This is a genomic window from Streptomyces sp. NPDC048270, from assembly GCF_040652335.1.
Lineage (GTDB): Bacteria > Actinomycetota > Actinomycetes > Streptomycetales > Streptomycetaceae > Streptomyces.
On sequence record NZ_JBEZLV010000042.1, the window covers coordinates 25,459 to 47,885 of the forward strand.

Below are 22,427 nucleotides of genomic sequence, written 5' to 3' on the forward strand. Positions count from 1 at the left end.
CCTCGAACGTAACCCTTTAACCCTTTCGCACACCCGCGAAACTTCGCGGTGACAGCTCGTGCGCCCTTGACAGAGTGGTGTTCGGTTGCCGACACATCGTGCCGGGTCCGGTGGATTGTGTTGCCGCTGAGCGGTGACACGCCATAGAGTCGCCAACCGTCGGCATGGTGCCACGCTGACCTATCGATAAGTGTCCTGGTCACGTCCGAGGAGGTAAGACGACTTGTGAATGAGTCGACATTTGCTCCTGGGGGTGGTCGAGCAGGCGCGCCGGAGCGGGGCCAGAACCCCGCCGGGCTCGAGGCTGTCGGCTCCGTCGCAGTCCGCACCTTCGCAAACCACCAGCACATGACGACGCCCCAAAAGAGCATGGACGGCCTAGACGTGAACTCCAGGGCCGGCGACCTGAGCGGCGAAAAGCCCACTGGTTTCGCCGACTACGACAACGTGCCCGAAGGGCACTTCTACGACCCCGACGCGGAGTACGAACCGGACCCCGAGTACGCGGCCACCCTCGCCCCCGACGCTGCCCGCCAGCGCCGTGAGCGGATCGGCCCGACCGGACGCCCGCTCCCGTACTTCCCGATCCCCGGTCCGCTGACCGACCACGGTCCGGCGAAGATCATCGCGATGTGCAACCAGAAGGGCGGCGTGGGCAAGACCACGTCGACCATCAACCTGGGTGCCGCGCTCGCCGAGTACGGGCGCCGCGTGCTGCTCGTCGACTTCGACCCGCAGGGCGCGCTGTCCGTGGGTCTCGGCGTGAACCCGATGGAACTCGACCTGACGGTCTACAACCTGCTCATGGAGCGGGGCATGTCGGCCGACGAGGTGCTGCTCAAGACGGCGGTCCCCAACATGGACCTGCTGCCGAGCAACATCGACCTGTCCGCTGCCGAAGTGCAGTTGGTCAGCGAGGTCGCGCGCGAGTCGACGCTGCAGCGGGCCCTGAAGCCCCTGATGGCCGACTACGACTACATCGTGATCGACTGTCAGCCCTCGCTCGGTCTGCTGACCGTGAACGCCCTGACGGCGGCTCACAAGGTCATCGTCCCGCTGGAGTGCGAGTTCTTCGCGCTGCGCGGCGTGGCGCTGCTGACCGAGACCATCGAGAAGGTGCAGGAGCGGCTCAACCCCGAGCTGGAGCTCGACGGCATCCTCGCCACGATGTACGACTCCCGCACGGTGCACAGCCGCGAGGTGCTGGCGCGGGTCGTCGAGGCCTTCGACGACCACGTCTACCACACGGTCATCGGCCGCACGGTGCGCTTCCCGGAGACCACGGTCGCCGGTGAGCCGATCACGACGTACGCCTCCAACTCCGTCGGCGCCGCCGCGTATCGCCAGCTCGCCAGGGAGGTGCTCGCCCGGTGTCACGCCGAGTGAGTCTGCCCGGAGCCGACGAACTGTTCCGTACGACCGGCGGGATGGCCCTCCAGTCCTCCTCGCCGAGGCGGGGCGCCGACGAGGCGCCCGCCGCCGAGCACGCGGCCTCCTCGGCCGAGGGTGCGGCGGGGGAGGGCCGGAGCCGGGAGGCCGAGGCCGGCACGGAATCCGTGGTGGGAGCACCCCGGCGGCCGCAGGAAGGTTCTGTCAACGGAACCTCCGCGGCCCCCGGGGCGGGCGGACGCGGCAAGGGGCAGGGCCGGGGCGCGAACCGGCGGCCCAGCGGGCGCGAGCGGCACGACGAGAAGATCACGGTCTACGTCTCCGCCGAGGAGCTCATGGACCTGGAACACGCGCGGCTGGTGCTCCGCGGGGAGCACGGCCTGGCGGTCGACCGCGGCCGCATCGTCCGCGAGGCGGTGGCGGTCGTCCTCGCCGACCTGGAGTCCCGCGGGGACGCGAGCATCCTGGTCCGCCGCCTCCGAGGCCGCTGACCCCCACGGGCCCCGGCCGACCACACTCCGCCCCCGCCGCCCCGGCACCCCCGCCCAACGCCCCCGCCTCCACAGGTCCGGCCCCGGTTCCGCCCCTCCCGGCGGCCCCCGGCTTCGCAGGGCCGGCTCCGGATGCCCGGGCCGGCGGCGCCCCGACGCGGGACGACCCGACGCCGGCCTTGGCCGCCTGGCCCGGCCCCGGTGGCCCCCCGGCACGGCACGCTCCGGCTCCGCGGCCCCCGGCTTCGCAGGGCCTGGCCGGCCCCAGCGGCGCCCCGTCACGGCACGCCTCGGCTTCGCAGGGCCTGGTCCGGGCCGCCCGGCCTGGCGGCGCCCCGGACGCGGGACGACTCGGCGCCGGCCTTGGCCGCGTGGCCTGGCCCCAGTGGCGCCCCGGCACGGCATGCTCCGGCTCCGCGGCCCCCGGCTTCGCAGGGCCTGGTCCGGGCCGCTCGGCCTGGTGGCGCCCCTGACGCGGGAGGACTCGGCGCCGGCTTTGGCCGCCTGGCCCGGCCCTAGTGGCGCCCCGGCACGGCATGCTCCGGCTTCGCGGCCCCCGGCTTCGCAGGGCCCGGTCGGCCCCAGCGGCGCCCCGTCACGGCACGCTCCGGCTTCGCCGGGCCTGGTCCGGGCCAGCGGGCCTGGCGGCGCCCCTGACGCGGGACGACTCGGCGCCGGCTTTTGCCGCCTGGCCCGGCCCTAGTGGCGTCCCGTCACGGCATGCTCCGGCTTCGCAGGGTGTGGTCCGGGCCGCTCGGCCTGGTGGCGCCCTTGACGCGGGACGACTCGGCGCCGGCTTTGGCCGCTTGGCCCGGCCCTAGTGGCGCCCCGGCACGGCATGCTCCGGCTCTGCGGCCCCCGGCTTCGCAGGGCCTGGTCCGGGCCGCTCGGCCTGGTGGCGCCCCTGGCGCGGGACGACTCGGCGCCGGCTTTGGCCGCGTGGCCTGGCCCCAGTGGCGCCCCGTCACGGCATGCTCCGGCTCCGCGGCCCCCGGCTTCGCAGGGCCTGGCCGACCCCCGCGGCGCCCCGCCACGGCACGCCCCGGCTTCGCAGGGCCTGGCCCGGCCGCTCGGCCTGGCGGCGGCGCCCCCGAAGGGGGACGGCCCGCGCCGGCCTCCGCCGTCTGGCCGCGGGCCCGGCTCGCCCCCATCTCCCTGTGCCCCGGCTTGGGTCGCCCGGATTGGGGCGCCCCTCATGCCGGCGCCCGGCCTCGGCGCCGCCCTCGCCGTCTGGCGGCGGGGCCCGGCTCCACCACCGGCCCGGCGGCGCACGCACGGGCTTGGAACGCCCCGGCGCCGCTACGCCTGGCTTCCGGGTACGCCCGGGGCCCCTGGTGAGGCGTCCGACCGTTGTGGCGCCTCGGCGCGCGGAGGGGGGATGCCTCGGGCCGGTCCGGTCCGGGGGGCGGGTCGCAGCCTAGGGTGGGGGCACGCCCCGGCCCGTAGGCCGCCGCGCAGCCCGCCTCCGCACGACCATGGACCGCGATGCCCTTCCCCGCCGAACCCGGCCGTCCCGCCCGCCGACTCCTGGGACGAGGCCCCGGTGCGCCGGGGAAGGCCCCCGGGGCGCCCGCTGAGCGCCCCGGGGCCCCCAAGCCCGGGGAAGAGCCCCAGGACACCCCCGCCGCCGCTGACGCCCCCGCCGAGGGCCGCGATGACCCCTCGGGGGGCGGGGAAGGCCGTGACGGCGGAGAGCCGGACGGCGGTACCGGGCCGGAGGCGGTCCTCCCGCATGCCGGCACACCGGCCTCGGCCGACGCCCTGGAGACCTCGCACCCTGCGGGCGCTTCCGTCACCGCCGACCCCCTTGCAGTCGGCGCGGCAGCCGGAACGCCCCCCGTGGTCGCTGACCCCGCCGAAGGCGATGCGGGGGCCGCGGTAGCGGACGGGCCGGCGCCGGTACGCCCCGCCGGCTCCGGCGTGCCCGCCACTGCCCCGGATGCTGCCGAACCCCCGGCCTGGGGTTCAGACGACGCCTCCGAACCTCCGAATCAGTCGAGCGGCGGCACGGCGGACAGGGCGGGAGGCGCCCCCGGCGTCGCCGGCCCCGCGGCGGCCGCGGCCGGAGACGCCTCCGGTTCCGCAGGCTCCGCCGCGGGCGACGCGAGCGACGGGGCCTGCACCGAGGCCGCGGGCGACGCCGCGGCCCGGGGCGCGGCTGCTCCCGCAGTCGGCCGCCCCGCTGGAGGTGCGAACGGGGGCGAGCCCGAGCCCGAGGGCCCCGCCGTCGGCGGCGTACCCCCGGGCTCCCCCGTATCTGTCGGCCCCGCCGCAGGCCGCACAGCCCCGGGCTCGCCCGAACCCGTCACCCCCGCCGCCGGCGGACCTGCGGGCCCGCCCGAATCCGTCGGCCTCGCCGCAGGCGGCACGGCCTCGGGCTCGTCCGGAACCGTTGTCCCCGCCGCCGGCGTACCTGCGGGCCCGCCCGAGACCGCTGGCCCCGCCGCAGGCCGCACAGCCCCGGGCTCGCCCGAACCCGTCACCCCCGCCGTCGGCGGACCTGCGGGCCCGCCCGTATCTGTCGGCCTCGCCGCAGGCGGCACGGCCTCGGGCTCGTCCGGAACCGTTGTCCCCGCCGCCGGCGGACCTGCGGGCCCGCCCGAGACCGCTGGCCCCGCCGCAGGCCGCACAGCCCCGGGCTCGCCCGAACCCGTCACCCCCGCCGTCGGCGTACCTGCGGGCTCGCCCGATTCCGTCGGCCCCGTCGCAGGCGGCACGGCCCCGGGCTCGCCCGAACCCGTCACCCCCGCCATCGGCGGCGGACCTGCGGGCCCGCCCGAGACCGCCGGCTTCGCCGCAGGCCGCACGGCCCCGGGCTTGCCCGAAAGCCTCACCCCCGCCGGAGGCGAGGGGCGGTTTACGTTGCGGCTCGCCAACTTCGAGGGGCCCTTCGATCTGCTGCTGCAGTTGATCTCGCGGCACAAGCTCGACGTCACCGAGGTCGCGCTGTCGAAGGTCACCGACGAGTTCATGGCGCACATCCGGGCCATGGGGCCCGACTGGGACCTCGACCAGACCACCGAGTTCCTCGTCGTCGCCGCCACCCTGCTCGACCTGAAGGCGGCCCGGCTGCTGCCGGCCGCCGAGGTCGAGGACGAGGCCGACCTCGCCCTGCTGGAGGCGCGGGACCTGCTGTTCGCCCGCCTCCTGCAGTACCGGGCGTACAAACAGATCGCCACGATCTTCGAGGACCGCGCGGAGGCGGAGGGCCGGCGCTACCCCCGCACCGTCGGCCTCGAGCCGCACCACGCCGACCTGCTGCCCGAGGTCGTCATCACCATCGGACCGGAGGGCTTCGCCCGCCTCGCCGTCAAGGCCATGCAGCCCAAGGCCAAGCCCCAGGTGTACGTGGACCACATCCACGCCCCGCTGGTCAGCGTCCGCGAGCAGGCGGCCCTCGTCGTGCGGCTGCTGAAGGCCCGCGGCGAGGCCACCTTCCAGGAGCTCACCGAGGACGCCGGGGACACCCTCACCGTCGTCGCCCGCTTCCTGGCCCTCCTGGAGCTCTACCGCGAGAAGGCGGTGGTGCTGGACCAGGAGGAGGCCCTGAAGACCCTCACCGTGCGCTGGAGCGGCGGGGACGGCGACGGCATGCCGACCGTGACCGACGAGTTCGACCAGATCGTGGAGGCCAAGGAATGAGCAGCGACGTGGCCGTGCTGGCCCTCAAGCCGGCGCTGGAGGCCGTCCTCATGGTCGTGGACGAGCCCGCGACGGAGGCGCACCTGGCCAAGGTGCTGGAGCGCACCCCGCGGGAGGTCGCGGACGCGCTGCGCGAGCTCGCCGACGAGTACACGCTCCAGGGGCGCGGCTTCGAGCTGCGCCTGGTCGCCGGCGGGTGGCGGTTCTACACCCGGGCGGAGTTCGCCCCGGCCGTCGAGGGCTTCGTCCTGGACGGCCAGCAGGCCCGTCTCACCCAGGCGGCGCTGGAGACCCTGGCGGTCGTCGCGTACCGCCAGCCGGTGAGCCGTTCCCGGGTGTCGGCGGTCCGTGGAGTCAACTGCGACGGGGTCATGCGGACCCTCCTCCAGCGGGGTCTGGTGGAGGAGGCGGGGACGGAACCCGAAACAGGTGCGATCCTGTACAGGACGACGAACCACTTTTTGGAGCGGATGGGCCTGCGCGGCCTGGACGAGCTCCCGGAGCTCGCGCCCTTCCTCCCCGAGGCGGACGCGATCGAAGCCGAGACGCAAGAAGGTGTGCCGTCGTTCGATCCGGACGCACCGGACACTGATGAAGACGACGACAAGACGACGGACATTTGATGCGAAGCAACGGCAACGGCGGCGGCAACAGGAACAGCGGCGGCGGCGGTGGTGGCGGACGCGGTAGCTCCCGCGGCGGCAGCTCCTCCTCCGGCGGCGGCTACCGCGGCGGCGGCTCCTCCGGCGGTGGTGGCTCCCGCGGCGGAAGCTCCTCCGGCGGGGGCGGCTCCCGCGGCGGCTCTTCCGGCGGCGGCTACCAGGGCGGCAGCTCCTCCGGCGGCGGCTACCGCGGCGGTTCCTCCGGCGGCGGCTACCAGGGCGGCGGCTCCGGCTCGCGCGACCGCGACCGGGACCGCGACCAGGCTCCCCAGCGCCCCCGCAACCCCCGCCCCGAGGAGCGCCGCTACGACGTGGGCCCCGAGGGCGAGCGCTCCGGCCGCAGCGGCCCCAAGGCCGGCGGCGGCGGTGCCCGCGGCGCGGCGGCGCGCGGCGGCGCCAAGGGCGGCCCCAAGCCCGCCAAGACCCCCGGCATCGGCGGGGCCGGCGGCCCGCGCCGCGGCCCCGGCAGCCGCAGCGGCCAGTCCCGGCCGCGCGAGCTGGACGCGCGGATCGAGGAGCGCGTGCGCGACCGGTACGCGGACAAGCCGGTCATCAAGACCCCCAAGACCTTCCCGGGTGCCGAGGAGGAGGGTGAGCGCCTGCAGAAGGTGCTCGCCCGCGCCGGCATGGGCTCGCGCCGCGCCTGCGAGGAGCTGATCGAGCAGGCCCGCGTCGAGGTCAACGGCGAGATCGTGCTGGAGCAGGGCAAGCGCGTCCTGCCGAAGGACGAGATCAAGGTCGACGGCCTGACCGTCGCCACCCAGTCGTACCTGTTCTTCGCGCTGAACAAGCCGGCCGGCGTCGTCTCCACCATGGAGGACCCGGACGGCCGCCAGTGCCTGGGCGACTACGTCACCAACCGTGAGACGCGCCTCTTCCACGTCGGCCGGCTCGACACCGAGACCGAGGGCATCATCCTGCTCACCAACCACGGTGAGCTGGCCCACCGCCTCACGCACCCGAAGTACGGCGTGAAGAAGACGTACGTCGCGGCGATCACCGGCCCGCTGCCGCGCGAGATCGGCAAGCGGCTCAAGGACGGCATCGAGCTGGAGGACGGGTACGCCCGCGCCGACCACTTCCGCGTCGTCGACCAGGTCGGCAAGAACTACCTGGTCGAGGTGACCCTCCACGAGGGCCGCAAGCACATCGTGCGCCGCATGATGGCCGAGGCCGGCTTCCCGGTCGAGAAGCTCGTCCGGACCTCCTTCGGGCCGATCGAGCTCGGCGACCAGAAGTCCGGCTGGCTGCGCCGCCTGACCAACACCGAGGTCGGCATGCTGATGCGCGAGGTCGGTCTGTAGTACCCCCGATCCCGGGTCGAAAAGCCCGCAGTGCCCTCCGGCGCTGCGGGCTTTTCGCTTGCCCGGCGCCCCCCGGAGTGTTTATAGTCAACCTGACTATTAAAGGGAGTGGGGGCTCGTCATGAGCTGGACCGAGGTACTCGGATTCGCCACTGGTGCCCTGTGCGTGTGGCTCGTGGCCCGCCAGCACATCGCCAACTGGCCGATCGGCATCGCCAACAACGTCTTCTTCATCGTTCTCTTCGCCCAGGCCGGCCTCTACGCCGACGCCGGGCTGCAGATCGTCTTCATCGCCCTCGCCGCGTACGGCTGGTGGTCCTGGACCCACGGGGGTGGACCGGGAACCGCCGAAGCCCTGCCGGTGCGCCGCACCACGCGCACCGAATGGGTCTGGCTGGCCGCGGCGGGGGCGGTGGGGGTGCTCGCCCTCACCCTGCTGCTGAGCCGCGCCACCGATTCCACCGTCCCCTTCTGGGACGCCCTGACGACCGGTCTCTCCCTCGCGGCCACCTACGGCCAGTGCCGCAAGCTCCTCGAGTCGTGGTGGCTGTGGATCGCCGCCGACCTCGTGTACATCCCGCTCTACGCCCACAAGGGCCTCTACCTGACCGCCGCCCTCTACGTCGGCTTCCTCGCGCTCTGCGCGGCCGGGCTGGCCGGCTGGCGCCGGACGCTCCCCGCGGCGGGCGCCCGTACGGCCCTGGGGGCGACGGCGTGAAGCGCTACGGGCACGGGCTGGTGCTGGGCAAGTTCTACCCGCCGCACGCCGGGCACCACCACCTGGTGCGCACCGCGCAGGACCGCTGCGACCGGCTGACCGTACTGGTCTGCGCGGCCTCCGTGGAGTCGGTGCCGCTCGCCGACCGGGTCGCCTGGATGCGCGAGGAGCACCCCGGCGCGGACGTCGTCGGCGCGGTCGACGACATCCCGGTCGACCTGACGGACCCGGCGGTCTGGGAGGCCCACATGGCGGTCTTCCGGGGCGCGGTCGCCGGGCCGGTCGACGCCGTCTTCACCTCGGAGGCGTACGGGGCCGAACTCGCGCGGCGGTTCGGCGCCGAGGAGGTCTGCGTGGACCCGGCGCGGACGCGGTACCCGGTCTCCGGGACGGCGGTGCGGGCCGACCCCGTGGGCTGCTGGGACTACCTGGGACCGGCCGTACGGGCCGCCCTGGCCCGGCGGGTCGTCGTACTCGGCGCCGAGTCCACCGGCACGACGACGCTGTCGCGGGCGCTGGCCGAGCACTACCGGCGACGCGGCGGGGTGTGGGCCGGGACGGGCTGGGTCGCGGAGTACGGGCGCCGCTACAGCGAGGAGAAGCTGGCGGCCGCGCGCGCCGCCGACCCGGCGGCCACCTGGGCGGACATCACCTTCGCCTCGGAGGAGTTCCCGGTCATCGCGCGGCGGCAGGACGCGGAGGAGGAGAGGCAGGCCCGGCTGGGCTCGCCGGTGCTCTTCTGCGACACCGACTCCTTCGCCACCGGCATCTGGCACGAGCGGTACACGGGCGGGCGCAACGAGGAGGTCGAGAAGACCGCCTCCCTGACGCGGCGCGACCTGTACCTGCTGACCGACCACGCGGACGTCCCGTTCGAGGACGACGGACTGCGCGACGGCCCGCACCTGCGGCCCTGGATGACCGGGCGGTTCAGGGAGGAACTGGAAAGCACCGGCAGGCGCTTCCTCCTCGTACGGGGCGACCGCGAGCAGCGGCTGGCGGCCGCGGTGGCGGCGGTCGACGAACTGCTCGCCGAGGGCCGGCACTTCGCCGATCCGCTGCCGGAGACCCGATGAGCGCGGCGCCGCCCCCGGGCTACGACCCCTCCGCCTTCGTCCCGTTCGCGGTGACCGTCGACCTCGCGGTCTTCACCGTGCGCGGCGGGCGGCTGCACGTACTGCTGATCCGGCGCGGGCAGGAGCCGTACGCGGGGGACTGGGCGCTCCCCGGCGGCTTCGTCGCGCCGCGCGAGTCCGCGGAGAACGCCGCGCGGCGCGAACTGGCCGAGGAGACCGGGCTGGCGCCCGACCTGGTGGCGGCCCTGCACCTGGAGCAGCTGCGCACCTACAGCGAGCCGGACCGGGACCCCCGGATGCGGGTGGTCTCGGTGGCCTTCACCGCACTGGTCGCCGACCTGCCGGAGCCGGCGGCGGAGGGCGGCGGGGACGCGGCGCACGCCCGCTGGGTGCCCGTGGCCGAGGCCGGGCAGCTCGCCTTCGACCACGCCGTGATCCTGGCGGACGCCCGGGAGCGGGTCGGCTCGAAGCTCGAGTACACCTGCCTGGCCACCGCCTTCTGCCCGCCCGAGTTCACCCTCGGGGAGCTCCGGGCCGTCTACGAGACGGTCTGGGACACCGCCCTGGACCGCCCCAACTTCCGCCGCAAGGTCCTGGCGACACCCGGCTTCGTCGAGGCCGTACCGGGAGCCGCCCGGCTCACCGGAGGCCGCGGCAAGCCGGCCGCGCTGTACCGGCCGGGCCCCGCGACCGCCCTGCACCCGCCCCTGCTCCGCCCCTCGGAAGGAAGCACACCATGACGACGACCCCGAAGCGCGCGGCGACCGGCGCGATGATCGGCCTCGCCCTGGGGGACGCCCTGGGCTTCCCCACCGAGTTCAACGACGTGCCGTCGATCCTCGCCAAGACCGGCCCGTGGCGCGAGATGAAGCTGCCCAGGCCGGCCATCGTCACGGACGACACCCAGATGACGCTCGCCCTGGCGCGCGGCATACGGACCGCGGCCGACCGGGGCCGGGTGGGCCCGCTGCGGCTCGCCCGCCCGGTCCGGGAGGAGTTCGTCGACTGGTACCACTCGCCGGAGAACAACCGGGCCCCGGGCAACACCTGCCTGAAGGCCTGCTCGCTGCTGAACCACCCCGAGCGGGACTGGCGGGACGCCAGCCAGCTCGGCTCCAAGGGTTGCGGCGCGAACATGCGGGTGGTGCCGGTGGGGCTGGTCCCCGGCTGGACCGAGGAGGAGCGCGCGGGGGCCGCCCAGCTCCAGTCGGCCCTGACCCACGGCCACCCGACGGCTCTCGCCGCCTCCGACCTCACCGCGCGGGCGGTGCACCTGCTCGCGCAGGGCACCGAGGTGACGGGCCTGGTCGGGCGGCTGCGCTCGTACGCCCTGGAGAACCGCACCCGCTACCACGAGCGCTGGCTCGGCGACCTCTGGGCGCGGACGGCCAGTGACACCTCCCCGGAGTCCTTCATCGCCCGGGGCTGGGACGAGTGCCTGGCCGTCCTCGACCGCCTCGCCGCGGCCCTGCGCACCCCGTCCCCGGAGACGGACCCCTGCCTGACCACGGGCGAGGGCTGGATCGCGGAGGAAGCCCTCGCCACGGCCCTGCAGTGCTTCCTGCTCTTCCCGCAGGAACCCCTCCTGGCCCTGCGCCGCGCCGCCTGCACGGCCGGCGACTCGGACTCCCTCGCCTGCCTGGCCGGCGCCTTCGCGGGCGCCCACCTCGGCGCGGACGTCTGGCCCCGCGACTGGGAGGGGCGCATCGAGTACCGCGAGGAACTGCTGGCCTTCGGCGCGCTCTGGGACTAGGCCGGCGAGGCGCGGCGGGTGCGGACGAGGAAGTCCTCCACGCGGGCGTGGTCCGGGTGTTCGGGGAGGCGGGTCGTGGTCAGGGCCGCGTCCGTCTCGGAGGTCAGGCGGGACATCCAGGTGTCCACCTCGGCCCAGGTGAGCTCGCCGCGGCGGACCGCCAGGAGGCGGTCGCGGTGCGGGCCCGCGTCGAGGGTCAGGCGGCCCGTGCGCAGGAGGTCGCGGCAGGGCAGGAGCAGCCGCAGCAGGTGCATGGCGTGCTTCCAGCGCGGGGCGCCGTGGATGCGGACGTCCGCGAGGAGCTTGCCGTGCTGGGAGGCCGCGTACCGGCTGAAGCTGGTGTGGGCCCGGCGGGAGAGGAAGGCCTCGCGGAGGGAGAGGAGCTCCTCGCCGACCGGGGTGACCTGCTCGACCAGCGGGGAGTGGAGGCACTCCAGGATGTTCGGGTTGGCGCGCAGGGCCAGCTCGCAGAAGCGTTCCAGCTCCCACGAGAACTCCTCGTCCCGCGGGCCCTCCACGTGCGTGGGGGGCTTCTCGAACCGCCAGAACAGCGGCGTCGGGGCGAGGTAGACACCGCGCCGGTCGGTGTCGCTCGCCTCCGTCGCCAGCCCGAACGCCCGGGAGCCCATCACGCACTGGTAGACCGTGTGGTCCCGTACCAGTGTCAGTTCGTCCATCCGGGGAGCCTAGGCGCGGGCCTCGCCGCTAGGCGAGCGAGATACCGCCGTCCGCCGCGACCTTGATCTTCTTCTCCGGCAGCGGGCTGGTGGCCGGGCCCTTGGTCGGGGCTCCGTCCGTGGCCTCGAACGTGCTCATGTGGCAGGGGCAGACGATGGTGTTGTCCGCCACCTTGTTCACGAGGCAGCCCTGGTGGGTGCAGACCGCCGAGAAGCAGCGGAAGTTCCCTGCGGTGGGCTGGGTGATCACCAGCTTCTCCTCCTTGAGGATCTTGCCACCGCCCACCGGCACCTCGGTCGCCTTGGCGATGACCTTGTCGGCGCCGGCGGGCTCCTGGGAGGTGGCCGGCTGGGACGCCGACGGGGCGGGCGCGGACGCCGACCCGTTCGCGGGCGTCTTCTCGCCGTCACCGCCGCCGCACGCGGTGAGCGCGCCGCCTGCCAGGGCGGCCGCGCCGGCCGTCAGTACCGTACGCCGGGCGGTGCGCGTGGGGTCGCTCATGGTTTCTCCTCGCTTCGTGGCCGGATCGGCGAGAGCATCCTGGCCTGCGGCGGGCCTCAGGAGAAGCCTGCCGCGCCGTTTCGGTGGCCCGGGTCCCAAGGTGCCAGTGAGGCAGGGCTGCCGGGTGTGCGTAGCACCTCCCACACGCGGATCACGGCCTCCCGGTTCAACGGGCCGTGGACGTGCGGGTAGCGGCCGTCGGATTCACTCTCGCGGCGGACCTCGGCGGTCAGGGCACCTTCGTCGAGTTCCACCGCGAGCAGGATCCCCGGTACCGCCCGGTAGTGCGCGTCGGCGATCGCGAGCGCCGTGGGCCGGTCGGCCGAACAGTGCACGAAACCCTCCGAGTCGAGCGAGGGCGGGGCGTACGGCCGCTCGGGTGCGGCGGTCCAGTCGGCGAGCGGAACGAGGTGGAAGATCATGCCGATCGTTCTACCGCAGGGCCGGAGGCGTGTGCGCCAAGTGGCGGCCATGCCCGGGTTGGGTGACATTGTCCGTGTCTCGAAGCCGGGTACGCCGCTTTCGCGCGGCCCGGTCCCTCTGCGAAAGGCAGGACCATGGCGGGTAACGACCTCGGCTCCCTTCTCGGCGGCATCCTCGGCGGCGGCCAGAGCGGCGCCGGCGGCGGAGGCAACATCCTCGGCTCGCTGCTCGGCGCCCTCATGGGCGGCGGCGGAGCGGGCGGCGCGCAGGCGGCCGGAGGCGCCGCGAACAACCCGCTCGCCGGCCTGCTGGAGATGCTGACCAAGTCCGGCCTCGTCGACCAGGCGCAGTCCTGGGTCGGCACCGGCCAGAACCAGCCGGTCAGCGCCGACCAGATCAAGGAGGCGCTGCCGGACGGCACCCTCCAGAAGGTCGCCGAGCAGGCGGGCGTCACTCCGGACGCCGCCGCGGCGGAGATCGCGCAGTCGCTGCCGACCGCGGTCGACAAGCTGACGCCGAACGGCTCGGTGCCGTCCGGTTCGCTGGAGGACATCATCAAGGCCCAGCAGCTCTGACGCGGGTTGCCCGCCGGGGCCCGGCCGCCGTCCCACTGGGCGGGCGCCGGGCCCTCGCGCCGTCCGGGCTGGCTACCCTGGCCCGACAGCCCGTCACCTCGCCGAACGCAACCCTGGAGTGCCTCGTGAGAACCGCCGTCGTCATCGGAACCGGACTGATCGGCACCTCCGCGGCGCTCGCGCTGACCGCCCGCGGGATCACCGTCCACCTCGTCGACCACGACCCGGCCCAGGCCCACACCGCGGCGGCCCTCGGCGCGGGCACGGACGAGGCCCCGGAGGGCCGGGTCGACCTCGCGATCGTCGCCGTGCCCCCGGCCCACGTGGCGGCGACCCTGGCGGACGCGATCGGCCGGGGCGCGGCCCGCGCCTACGTGGACGTGGCCAGCGTCAAGGGCGGGCCGCGCCGGGAGCTGGAGGCGCTCGGCGTGGACGTGACGGAGTACATCGGCACGCACCCGATGGCGGGCAAGGAGCGGTCCGGGCCGCTGGCCGCCACCGCGGACCTCTTCGAGGGCCGCCCCTGGGTGCTGACCCCGGCCCGGGACACGGACCACGAGGTGCTGAACCTCGCCCTGGAGCTGGTGTCCCTGTGCCGGGCCGTACCCGTGGTCATGGACGCGGACGCGCACGACCGGGCCGTGGCGCTCGTCTCCCACACCCCGCAGCTGGTGTCGAGCATGGTCGCCGCGCGGCTGGAGGAGGCCGACGAGACGGCCGTGCGGCTGTGCGGGCAGGGCATACGGGACGTCACCCGGATCGCGGCCTCCGACCCGCGGATGTGGGTGGAGATCCTGTCGGCGAACCCGGGGCCCGTCGCCGACGTGCTCGCCGGGATCGCGGCCGACCTGGAAGAGACCGTCGAGGCGCTGCGGGGGCTCCAGTCGGCGGATGTGGAGAAGCGGCGGGGCGGCGCGGCCGGCATCGAGGACGTACTGCGGCGCGGGAACGCGGGGCGGGTGCGGGTGCCGGGCAAGCACGGCGCGGCGCCGACGCAGTACGAGACGGTGGCCGTGCTGATCTCCGACCAGCCGGGGGAGCTGGCGCGGATCTTCGCGGACGCGGGGCGGGCCGGGGTCAACATCGAGGACGTGCGGATCGAGCACGCGACGGGGCAGCAGGCCGGGCTGGTGCAGCTGATGGTGGAGCCGCGGGCCGCGGCGGGCCTGACGGCCGAGCTGCGGGACCGGGGCTGGGCGCTGCGGCAGCAGTAGCCGCCGCCTGGGCTCCGCCCCGGGCCGCCGGGCGGGGGCCCCGCATCGGGGCTCCGCCCCGGACCCCGCGCCTCAAGCGCCGGCGGGGCTGGATGTGGCCGGCGGGGCTGGATGGGCCGGGTGGGGCTGGGGTGTCGGGCGGAGGTCACGGATCGGGGCTCCGCCCCGGACCCCGCGCCTCAAACGCCGGCGGGGCTGGATGTGGCCGGCGGGGCTGGATGTGCCGGGCGGGGCTGGATGTGCCGGGTGGGGCTGGGTTGTCGGGCGGGGGCCCCGCATCGGGGCTCCGCCCCGGACCCCGCGCCTCAAACGCCGGCGGGGCTGGATCTGGCCGGCGGGGCTGGATGTGCCGGGCAGGGCTGGGGTGCCGGCGGTGTCTGGTGGAGGCGGGGGCCGGGCAGGCGGGGACGGGGGGTCTCGGGGGCCGGTAACCTGGAGGAGGGGCGTTTTCGTGCGCCCGGACACGTACGCGCAACCAGGAAGGTGCCCGCACCGTGGAAACCGCAGCTCCGGCAGCCGTGATCGTCGCCATCGACGGTCCCTCCGGCACGGGCAAGTCCAGCACCTCCAAGGCCGTGGCCGCCAAGCTCGGGCTGCGCTACCTCGACACCGGCGCCCAGTACCGGGCCATCACCTGGTGGATGATCACCAACGGCGTCGACACCGACGACCCGCACGCGATCGCCGTCGCCGCCGGCAAGCCGTCGATCGTCTCCGGCACCGACCCGGCCGCGCCCACGATCACCGTGGACGGGCTGGACGCCGCCGGGCCCATCCGCACCCAGGAGGTCACCGCCAAGGTCAGTGCCGTCAGCGCCGTCCCCGAGGTGCGCAGCCTGATCACCGAGCTGCAGCGCTCCATCGCGGCGAAGGCGGCCGGCGAGGCCGACGGCATCGTCGTCGAGGGCCGCGACATCGGTACCACCGTGCTGCCCGACGCGGACCTCAAGGTCTTCCTGACCGCCTCCGCCGAGGCCCGCGCGGCCCGGCGCAGCGGTGAGCTCCGCGGCAAGGAGGCCGCCGACCTCGCGGCCACCAAGGCGGCGCTGATCAAGCGCGACGCCGCGGACTCCGGCCGCAAGACCTCCCCGCTGGCCAAGGCCGGCGACGCCGTCGAGGTGGACACCACCGAGCTCACGCTCGAGCAGGTCATCGAGTGCGTCGTGACCCTGGTCGAGGAGAAGCGGGCGGGCCGCAAGTGAGCGAAGCGCCCTCCCTCAAGGGTGCGGCGGTCGGCAGGCGCATCGGCATCGGGCTCATGTACGGGCTGTGGAAGCCCCGCGTGCTCGGCGCCTGGAAGGTGCCCGCCTCCGGCCCCGTCATCCTCGCCGTGAACCACTCGCACAACATAGACGGCCCGATGGTCATGGGCACCGCGCCCCGGCCGCTGCACTTCCTGATCAAGAAGGAAGCGTACGTCGGCCCGCTCGGCCCCTTCCTCGAAGGGATCGGGCAGGTCAAGGTCGACCGCACCGGCGCCGACCGGGCGGCGATCACCCGCGCCCTCGGCGTGCTCGACAATGGAGGGGCCCTCGGCATCTTCCCCGAGGGCACCCGGGGCGAGGGCGACTTCGCCTCGCTGCGCGCCGGTCTCGCGTACTTCGCGGTCCGCAGCGGCGCGCCCATCGTGCCGGTGGCCGTGCTCGGCAGCGGCGACACCAAGGGCCGGCTCGTCAAGGGCCTGCCCGCCTTCAAGAGCCGGGTCGACGTCGTGTTCGGCTCGGCCTTCGACGCCGGGGACGGCAGTGGCCGCCGTACCCGCACCGCCCTGGACCAGGCCACCGTACGCATCCAGGACCGGCTGACCGCCCACCTGGCCGACGCCAAGCGCCTCACCGGGCGCTGAGCGAGACTTGACCTAGTAGTGGAACCGCGCTGCGCGGGTACCACCGATCACCACGAACGACGAGGAACGGACTTCATGAACGACCAGCACGACCACGGAGCACTTGGCGATGCCGAGTACGCGGAGTTCATGGAGCTCGCCGCGGAAGAGGGCTTCGACATCGAGGACGTCGAAGGTGCCCTCGAGGAGGCCGCTGCCGGCCCCCTCCCCGTCCTCGCCGTCGTCGGCCGGCCGAATGTCGGCAAGTCGACCCTGGTGAACCGCATCATCGGCCGCCGCGAGGCGGTCGTCGAGGACAAGCCCGGCGTCACCCGCGACCGCGTCACGTACGAGGCCGAGTGGGCCGGCCGCCGCTTCAAGGTCGTCGACACCGGCGGCTGGGAGCAGGACGTCCTCGGCATCGACGCCTCCGTCGCCGCCCAGGCCGAGTACGCCATCGAGGCCGCCGACGCGGTGGTCTTCGTCGTCGACGCCAAGGTCGGCGCCACCGACACCGACGAGGCCGTCGTCCGCCTGCTGCGCAAGGCCGGCAAGCCCGTCGTCCTGTGCGCCAACAAGGTCGACGGCCAGAGCGGCGAGTCCGACGCGGCCTCCCTGTGGTCCCTGGGCCTCGGCATGCCGCACCCGGTCTCCTCCCTGCACGGACGCGGCACCGGCGACATGCTGGACGCGGTGCTGGAGGCCCTGCCGGAAGCCCCCGAGCAGACCTTCGGCGGCGCCGCCCCCGGCGGTCCGCGCCGCATCGCGCTGATCGGCCGCCCGAACGTGGGCAAGTCCTCGCTGCTCAACAAGGTCGCGAAGGAGGACCGTGTCGTCGTCAACGAGCTGGCCGGCACCACCCGCGACCCGGTCGACGAGCTGATCGAGCTCGGCGGCGTCACCTGGAAGTTCGTCGACACCGCCGGCATCCGCAAGAAGGTGCACCTCCAGCAGGGCGCCGACTACTACGCCTCCCTGCGCACGGCCGCCGCCGTCGAGAAGGCGGAGGTCGCGGTCATCCTGATCGACACCACCGAGACGATCAGCGTCCAGGACCAGCGCATCATCACCATGGCCGTCGAGGCGGGCCGCGCGATCGTGATCGCGTACAACAAGTGGGACGAGCTCGACGAGGAGCGCCGCTACTACCTCGAGCGCGAGATCGAGACCGAGATGCAGCAGGTCTCCTGGGCGCCCCGGGTGAACGTCTCGGCGCTCACCGGCCGCCACATGGAGAAGCTGGTCCCGGCGATCGAGACCGCCCTCGCGGGCTGGGAGACGCGCGTCCCCACCGGCCGGCTGAACGCCTTCCTCGGCGAGGTCGTCGCGGCCCACCCGCACCCGATCCGCGGCGGCAAGCAGCCCCGCATCCTGTTCGGCACCCAGGCGGGCAGCAAGCCGCCGCGGTTCGTCCTCTTCGCCTCCGGCTTCCTGGAGCACGGCTACCGGCGCTTCATCGAGCGTCGTCTGCGCGAGGAGTTCGGCTTCGACGGCACCCCGATCCACATCTCGGTGCGGGTGCGCGAGAAGCGCGGCGCCCAGTACAAGAAGAAGAAGTAGTACGGGCGGTACGCGGTCCCGGGGTCAGTAGCCCCGGCGCGGAGCGGGCGGCAGGGCCGCCGGGATGGGCGTCATCCCGGTCTGGCGCGGCCGCCCGTCGGCGTATCCGGAGCCGCCCGCGTACGAGTACGCCGGCTGGGGCTGCGCCACGTACGTGGGCTGCCAGCCGTCGGTCCGCTGCCACGAGGAGCCGCTCCAGCCGCTGTCGTACGAGCCGCCCGTGCCGGTGTAGCCGCCCCCGTACGAGAAGGCCGTGAACCCGAGGTCCTCCTCGCCCGTACGGTCGCCCGGCAGCGCCCGGAAGGCGCGCAGGTACTCCGAGTACAGGGCGTCGTAGATCGGGGTGTGCGAGACGGGGCTCGTACGGGACGGGGCGCGGGAGGAGTCGTATGGATGCACGTATCAGCCAACGAAACCGGCGCCCTGCGGATGCGGGGTGTCGGGCGGAAAACGCAGATCGCCGCCGGGGCCTCCCCGGCGGCGATCAGCGGTGCGCGGGTCAGGCGCCCGGCGTGCCGGCCAGGGGCATGGAGGCGGCCACGAGCTTGCCCGCGGCGGCGGCCTTGTCCAGGGCGTCGCGGAGCAGGTCCTCACGGGGCTGCTGGCCGATGGAGCCGACCGGGGCGGCGTAGATGAGCACGCGCTGGGTCTTGTTGACGGCGTTGCGCCAGCCGTCGGTGACCGACAGCGCCTGGTGCGCCTGCCACCAGGCGACCGGGCGGCCGCCGTCGGGGCCCGGCTGGAGGACGGCGTGCAGCTGTCCGGCGGCGAGCAGGACCGACCAGCCGCTCAGCGCGGTGGGGAGCTGCGCGGTGTCCATGACGGGGATGAAGCCCTGCTCGATGAGGAGCGGGAGGAAGTCGTCGCCGGGGCCGTCGCTGCCGGGGCGGGCGATCGGCGCGGTCGGCTCGACCACCAGGGCGGGGTGCAGCTCACCGCCGATCAGGACCAGGCCGCTGGTGATGCCGAGGACGGCCTGGCCGCCCGGCACGTTCTGCGGGCCGTCACCGGCGGCGGGCGATGCCGGGCTGTCACCGGTGATGCTGGCGACGGCGCCCTGGAGCTGCTCCTCGGAGACCTTGACCACCTGGGAGGGGATGCAGGTGGCGTGGGCGAAGGCGAGAACGGCGGTCTCCTCGCCGACGAACAGCACCGTGCTGGTGCGGTCGTTCTCGGGGTCGCCGGGGGTGCGGCAGGAAGTGCAGTCGTAACTGCGCGGCGCGTCCTCGCCGACGAGCAGCCTGTCGGCTTCTTCGTCACCGATCTCGGCACGTACCTCATCACTGACGTCGAGCATGCGCGGCACGGGGTGGCTCCTCGGCATAGGTGCAGGGGCCGGGGGGTTCCCGGCTCGCCGGGCTCAACGGGGGAGCGGCGGCCGGGGTCACGCCATTGGAGGGAACGGATTCGAACCGGGCCCCCGTATGAGTGAACCGTCCGGCCGGGGCTTCGATTCGTGCCAACTGTTTTCTGCTTGTGCGCAGTTGATGGTCGTGATTGGCCGTTTGCGGGAGGGCGGCCGGTCGGCCGACCGGGTGGGCGCGGGAGGGCGCCGGGCGCGCCGGGCCGGGAGGGGCGAGGGCGCTGCGTAGCGTGACGCGATGCCCCACCTCCGGATCCGGTGCCGACGGGCCAGGGCCCGTCTGGGCGCCGCTGCCGCCGCCGCCGCGCTGGCCCTCGTACTCCCCGCCGGTGCGGCGGCGGCCCAGGCCCCGCCGCCGCCCGCGCCCGGTCCGGCGGGGGCCGCGCACCCCGGCTCGCCGGGGGTGATCGGGACGGGGCCGGGGGACTGCGGACCGGGCGGCGAGTGGCCCTGGGACTGCGTCGCCGACTGCGAGAGCGGCGGGCGCTGGGCCGTCAACACCGGAAACGGCTTCTACGGCGGGCTGCAGTTCTGGCAGCCGACGTGGGAGGGCTACGGGGGGCTGGTGTTCGCGCCGCGCGCCGACCTGGCGAGCCGGGTCCAGCAGATCCGGGTGGCGGAGGACGTGCTGGGAGCGCAGGGCTGGGACGCCTGGCCGACGTGCTCGAAGCGGTACGGGCTGGCCGGGCGGATGCACGTGGTGAGGAGCGGGGACACGCTGGTGTCGATCGCGCGCAAGCACCGGGTGCGGGGCGGGTGGCAGGCGCTGTACGAGGCGAACCGGACGGTGGTCGGGGCCCGGCCCGCCGCGCTGGTCCTGGGCACCATGCTGGTCATCCCGGAGCAGGAGCCGACCCGCCCGCCGCGGCCGGTGGACCCGCCGGCCCCGGTGGCGCCGCCCGCCCAGGTGGGGCAACCTGCGCCGACGGTCCCGCCGGCCCCGGTGGGGCGGCCCACCCCGGCTCCCAGCCCGAAGCCGGAGCCGGCCGGCCCGGCTCCCGCGCCGTCGGCGGTTCCCTCCGCGGGTGCCTCCGCCGGTGCCTCGGTCGGTGCGCAGCGTCCCCGCTGAACCAACCCGTGGGCTCCGCCGCACAGTTGGCGGGCCGGGAGGCCGGGAAGGGCCGGGGCGGGGGCGGCGGAGGACGGCCCCGCACAGCGGCGCTCCGGCCGCAACCGGGCACGGGACCCGCGGCATCCCCGCTCCACCCCGATTGCACTCCGCCCCGAAGGCGTCGACCCTGGAACCAAGGAGCCGAACGGCTCGCTCGGAGACCGGTGGTGAGCCAGATGGACCTGGGCGGACACCCTCGTATCGGAGTGTGGGCGGCGGCAGCCGTACTGGCGGCCGTGCCCGCCCTGGTCGGATGCTCCTCAGACGCGGACCGGGGCAGCAGCGGTACGACGACCTCCGCGGGCGTGCCCGCCGCACCCCACGCGGCCGTCGCGGCCGCCGCGCCCGCCGTCGACGGCCCGGCGGACCCGGCCGCGGCCAAGGCCGAGATCGAGAAGAACTGGGCCGCCTTCTTCGACTCCAAGGTCTCCGTCGAGGAGAAGGCCAAGGTCCTGGAGAACGGCGAGCTCCTCGAGCCGCTGCTCAGCGGCTTCGCGGGCAACACGGACGCGGCCGTGTCCTCGGCCGAGGTCACGGACGTGGCCTTCACCGCGCCCACCGAGGCGCAGGTCACCTACGACCTGCTGCTCGGCGGGGTCCCGGTCATGCCGGAGACCGAGGGGACGGCGGTCCTCGACGACGGCGTCTGGAAGGTGTCGGCCAAGACGCTCTGCGCGCTGATCGAGCTCAGCGGCAGCGAGGACACCGGTCTGCTGAGCCCCTGCTGACCGCGGCGCCCCGCCCGCCGCCGTACCGGGCTCCGGGACGGCCGCGACCCGCCGGCGGGCGCGCTGGCAGACTGCGGGCATGCTCGAGACCTCCGCGCGACTGCTGCGCCTGTTGTCCCTGTTGCAGGCCCACCGCGAATGGACCGGGGCGGACCTCGCCGACCGGCTCGGGGTGACGCCGCGGACCGTACGCCGGGACGTGGACCGGCTGCGGGAGCTGGGCTACCCGGTCAACGCCAGCCCCGGGACCGGCGGCGGGTACCAGTTGGGGGCCGGGGCCGAGCTGCCGCCGCTGCTGCTGGACGACGACGAGGCCGTGGCCGTCGCGGTCGGGCTGCGGACGGCCGCCGGGAACGGTGTCGAGGGGATCGGGGAGGCCTCCGTACGGGCCCTCGCCAAGCTGGAGCAGGTGCTGCCGTCGAGGCTGCGGCGCAGGGTGTCCGCGCTCAACGAGTTCACCGTGCCGATGCTGCGCGGGGCCGAGCGCTCCACCGTGGACCCCGCGGTCCTCACCGAGCTGGCCGCCGTGTGCCGCGACACCGAGCGGCTGCGCTTCGGCTACCGCGACCACGAGGGCAACGTCACCCGCCGGACCGTCGAGCCGCACCGGCTGGTGTGCACCGAGCGGCGCTGGTACCTGGTCGCCTGGGACCTGGACCGGGAGGACTGGCGGACCTTCCGCGCGGACCGGATCGAGCCCAAGGCGCCGCACGGACCGCGGTTCACCCCGCGCGAGCCGCCCGCCGCGGACCTCGCCGCGTACGTCTCGCAGGGCGTGTCCCAGCGGGTGTACGCGGCCCGGGCGGTGGTGCGGCTGATGGTTTCCGCGGAGGAGGCGGCCCGGACCGTCGGACCGAGCGACGGGGTACTGGAACCGGTCGACGGCCGGAGCTGCCTGCTGCGCACCGGGGCGGTCAGTCTGGACGTCATGGTGATTCACATCATGCTGCTCGGCTGTGAGTTCGAAGTGGTCGAGCCGCCGGAGCTGTCGGATCGGATCAGGGCCGCGCGGGATCTGCTGGGGCGGGCCGTGGAGCGGCCGAGGTGAAGGAAATGTGGCGGACCTGAGGGGGATTCATCTGGTCTGGTCCAGCGGCCCCGTGGCAATCTCCCACCGGAATTCCAGCGGTTCGGCAGAGGGCTTCGGAAAGGATTCCAATGCGCTTGAACGGCGGGCGTGTCGCGGGCCGGAAAACAATTGGGGTTTGTCGATATTCTGTGACACAAGCGTGACCCGGGACGGACGAACGTCCTGGCGTGGCGCTGACGGGCGGCGGTGCCGGGCCGCGCCGGTGGACGGGCGCCGGTGGTGGCCGGCCGGCGGCGGTCACGGCGTTGTCGCTCGTCCTCAGGTTGTGGATGGTGACCTCACCGACCGCCGGCCCCTGCCCCGCCTCGGGCATCTCGTTCGCCC

At 74.6% G+C, this 22,427-nt stretch carries 21 protein-coding genes and 1 pseudogene; 17 read left to right on the forward strand and 5 right to left on the reverse strand.

The window, feature by feature from the left end; all coding sequences use genetic code 11:
• Positions 1–225 precede the first annotated feature (225 nt).
• The 9 genes and pseudogenes from AB0D66_RS28535 to AB0D66_RS28575 all read left to right on the forward strand — a co-directional run bounded on the left by AB0D66_RS28535 (position 226) and on the right by AB0D66_RS28575 (position 11,035).
• The gene (locus AB0D66_RS28535) at positions 226–1,386 is read left to right on the forward strand and encodes a ParA family protein (protein ID WP_079154105.1); all 1,161 of its coding nucleotides are present in this window, start codon (positions 226–228) and stop codon (positions 1,384–1,386) included.
• On the forward strand, positions 1,371–1,880 hold the full coding sequence (locus AB0D66_RS28540; protein ID WP_362309507.1) for a hypothetical protein: 510 nt from the start codon (positions 1,371–1,373) through the stop codon (positions 1,878–1,880). The genes AB0D66_RS28535 and AB0D66_RS28540 overlap by 16 nt, the downstream gene beginning before the upstream one ends.
• Before the next feature lie 2,847 nt (positions 1,881–4,727).
• A pseudogene (locus tag AB0D66_RS28545) lies at positions 4,728–5,522 on the forward strand (segregation/condensation protein A); the annotation flags it as partial.
• Positions 5,519–6,145: an SMC-Scp complex subunit ScpB gene (gene scpB / locus AB0D66_RS28550; RefSeq protein WP_362309510.1), complete on the forward strand. Its 627-nt coding sequence runs from the start codon at positions 5,519–5,521 to the stop codon at positions 6,143–6,145. The pseudogene AB0D66_RS28545 and the gene scpB, both read left to right, overlap by 4 nt.
• Positions 6,145–7,488, forward strand: coding sequence for a pseudouridine synthase (locus AB0D66_RS28555; RefSeq protein ID WP_362309512.1), 1,344 nt, complete (start codon positions 6,145–6,147; stop codon positions 7,486–7,488). The genes scpB and AB0D66_RS28555 overlap by 1 nt, the downstream gene beginning before the upstream one ends.
• A 121-nt stretch (positions 7,489–7,609) precedes the next feature.
• The gene (pnuC, locus tag AB0D66_RS28560) at positions 7,610–8,206 is read left to right on the forward strand and encodes a nicotinamide riboside transporter PnuC (RefSeq protein WP_362309515.1); all 597 of its coding nucleotides are present in this window, start codon (positions 7,610–7,612) and stop codon (positions 8,204–8,206) included.
• Complete coding sequence (locus AB0D66_RS28565) at positions 8,203–9,282, forward strand: AAA family ATPase (RefSeq protein WP_362309518.1); 1,080 nt, start codon at positions 8,203–8,205, stop codon at positions 9,280–9,282. The genes pnuC and AB0D66_RS28565 overlap by 4 nt, the downstream gene beginning before the upstream one ends.
• Complete coding sequence (locus tag AB0D66_RS28570) at positions 9,279–10,022, forward strand: NUDIX domain-containing protein (protein ID WP_362309521.1); 744 nt, start codon at positions 9,279–9,281, stop codon at positions 10,020–10,022. Before AB0D66_RS28565 ends, AB0D66_RS28570 begins: the two co-directional genes overlap by 4 nt.
• Entirely contained in the window at positions 10,019–11,035 is a 1,017-nt protein-coding gene (locus tag AB0D66_RS28575; RefSeq protein WP_362309524.1) for an ADP-ribosylglycohydrolase family protein, read from the forward strand. Before AB0D66_RS28570 ends, AB0D66_RS28575 begins: the two co-directional genes overlap by 4 nt.
• Here AB0D66_RS28575 and AB0D66_RS28580 read toward each other — a convergent pair.
• From AB0D66_RS28580 to AB0D66_RS28590, 3 genes are read right to left on the reverse strand one after another with little or no spacing between them, the layout of a single operon-like run.
• On the reverse strand, positions 11,032–11,712 hold the full coding sequence (locus AB0D66_RS28580) for a nucleotidyltransferase domain-containing protein (RefSeq protein ID WP_362309527.1): 681 nt from the start codon (positions 11,710–11,712) through the stop codon (positions 11,032–11,034). The two genes, AB0D66_RS28575 and AB0D66_RS28580, sit on opposite strands and share 4 nt — an antisense overlap.
• A 28-nt stretch (positions 11,713–11,740) precedes the next feature.
• A complete protein-coding gene (locus tag AB0D66_RS28585; protein ID WP_362309530.1) occupies positions 11,741–12,214 on the reverse strand; it encodes a Rieske (2Fe-2S) protein in 474 nt (157 codons plus the stop codon).
• A 56-nt stretch (positions 12,215–12,270) separates the two neighbouring features.
• Entirely contained in the window at positions 12,271–12,636 is a 366-nt protein-coding gene (locus AB0D66_RS28590) for a DUF952 domain-containing protein (protein ID WP_362309533.1), read from the reverse strand.
• Between the two features lie 135 nt (positions 12,637–12,771).
• Here AB0D66_RS28590 and AB0D66_RS28595 point away from each other — a divergent pair, with 135 nt between their 5' ends.
• The 5 genes from AB0D66_RS28595 to der all read left to right on the forward strand — a co-directional run bounded on the left by AB0D66_RS28595 (position 12,772) and on the right by der (position 17,811).
• Entirely contained in the window at positions 12,772–13,212 is a 441-nt protein-coding gene (locus AB0D66_RS28595) for a YidB family protein (protein ID WP_362309536.1), read from the forward strand.
• 125 nt (positions 13,213–13,337) lie between these two features.
• Complete coding sequence (locus AB0D66_RS28600; protein WP_362309539.1) at positions 13,338–14,426, forward strand: prephenate dehydrogenase; 1,089 nt, start codon at positions 13,338–13,340, stop codon at positions 14,424–14,426.
• Positions 14,427–14,920: 494 nt separating this feature from the next.
• Positions 14,921–15,628, forward strand: coding sequence for a (d)CMP kinase (gene cmk, locus AB0D66_RS28605; protein ID WP_362309542.1), 708 nt, complete (start codon positions 14,921–14,923; stop codon positions 15,626–15,628).
• A 56-nt stretch (positions 15,629–15,684) separates the two neighbouring features.
• Positions 15,685–16,272, forward strand: coding sequence for a lysophospholipid acyltransferase family protein (locus tag AB0D66_RS28610; protein ID WP_362309567.1), 588 nt, complete (start codon positions 15,685–15,687; stop codon positions 16,270–16,272).
• A gap of 75 nt (positions 16,273–16,347) precedes the next feature.
• Positions 16,348–17,811, forward strand: coding sequence for a ribosome biogenesis GTPase Der (der, locus tag AB0D66_RS28615; RefSeq protein ID WP_362309545.1), 1,464 nt, complete (start codon positions 16,348–16,350; stop codon positions 17,809–17,811).
• Positions 17,812–17,835: 24 nt separating this feature from the next.
• Here the strand turns inward: der and AB0D66_RS28620 are convergent, their stop codons facing one another.
• A complete protein-coding gene (locus tag AB0D66_RS28620) occupies positions 17,836–18,210 on the reverse strand; it encodes a hypothetical protein (protein WP_362309548.1) in 375 nt (124 codons plus the stop codon).
• 100 nt (positions 18,211–18,310) lie between these two features.
• Positions 18,311–19,117 (reverse strand): hypothetical protein, encoded by an 807-nt coding sequence (locus tag AB0D66_RS28625; RefSeq protein WP_362309550.1) that lies wholly within the window; start codon positions 19,115–19,117, stop codon positions 18,311–18,313.
• Between the two features lie 295 nt (positions 19,118–19,412).
• Here AB0D66_RS28625 and AB0D66_RS28630 point away from each other — a divergent pair, with 295 nt between their 5' ends.
• From AB0D66_RS28630 to AB0D66_RS28640, 3 genes are all read left to right on the forward strand, one after another.
• Positions 19,413–20,243 carry a transglycosylase family protein gene (locus AB0D66_RS28630; RefSeq protein ID WP_362309553.1) on the forward strand — a complete coding sequence of 277 codons (831 nt, stop codon included), beginning with the start codon at positions 19,413–19,415 and terminating at the stop codon, positions 20,241–20,243.
• 218 nt (positions 20,244–20,461) lie between these two features.
• On the forward strand, positions 20,462–21,013 hold the full coding sequence (locus tag AB0D66_RS28635; RefSeq protein ID WP_362309569.1) for a hypothetical protein: 552 nt from the start codon (positions 20,462–20,464) through the stop codon (positions 21,011–21,013).
• Between the two features lie 79 nt (positions 21,014–21,092).
• On the forward strand, positions 21,093–22,061 hold the full coding sequence (locus tag AB0D66_RS28640; RefSeq protein ID WP_362309556.1) for a YafY family protein: 969 nt from the start codon (positions 21,093–21,095) through the stop codon (positions 22,059–22,061).
• The last annotated feature ends 366 nt before the right edge of the window (positions 22,062–22,427 follow it).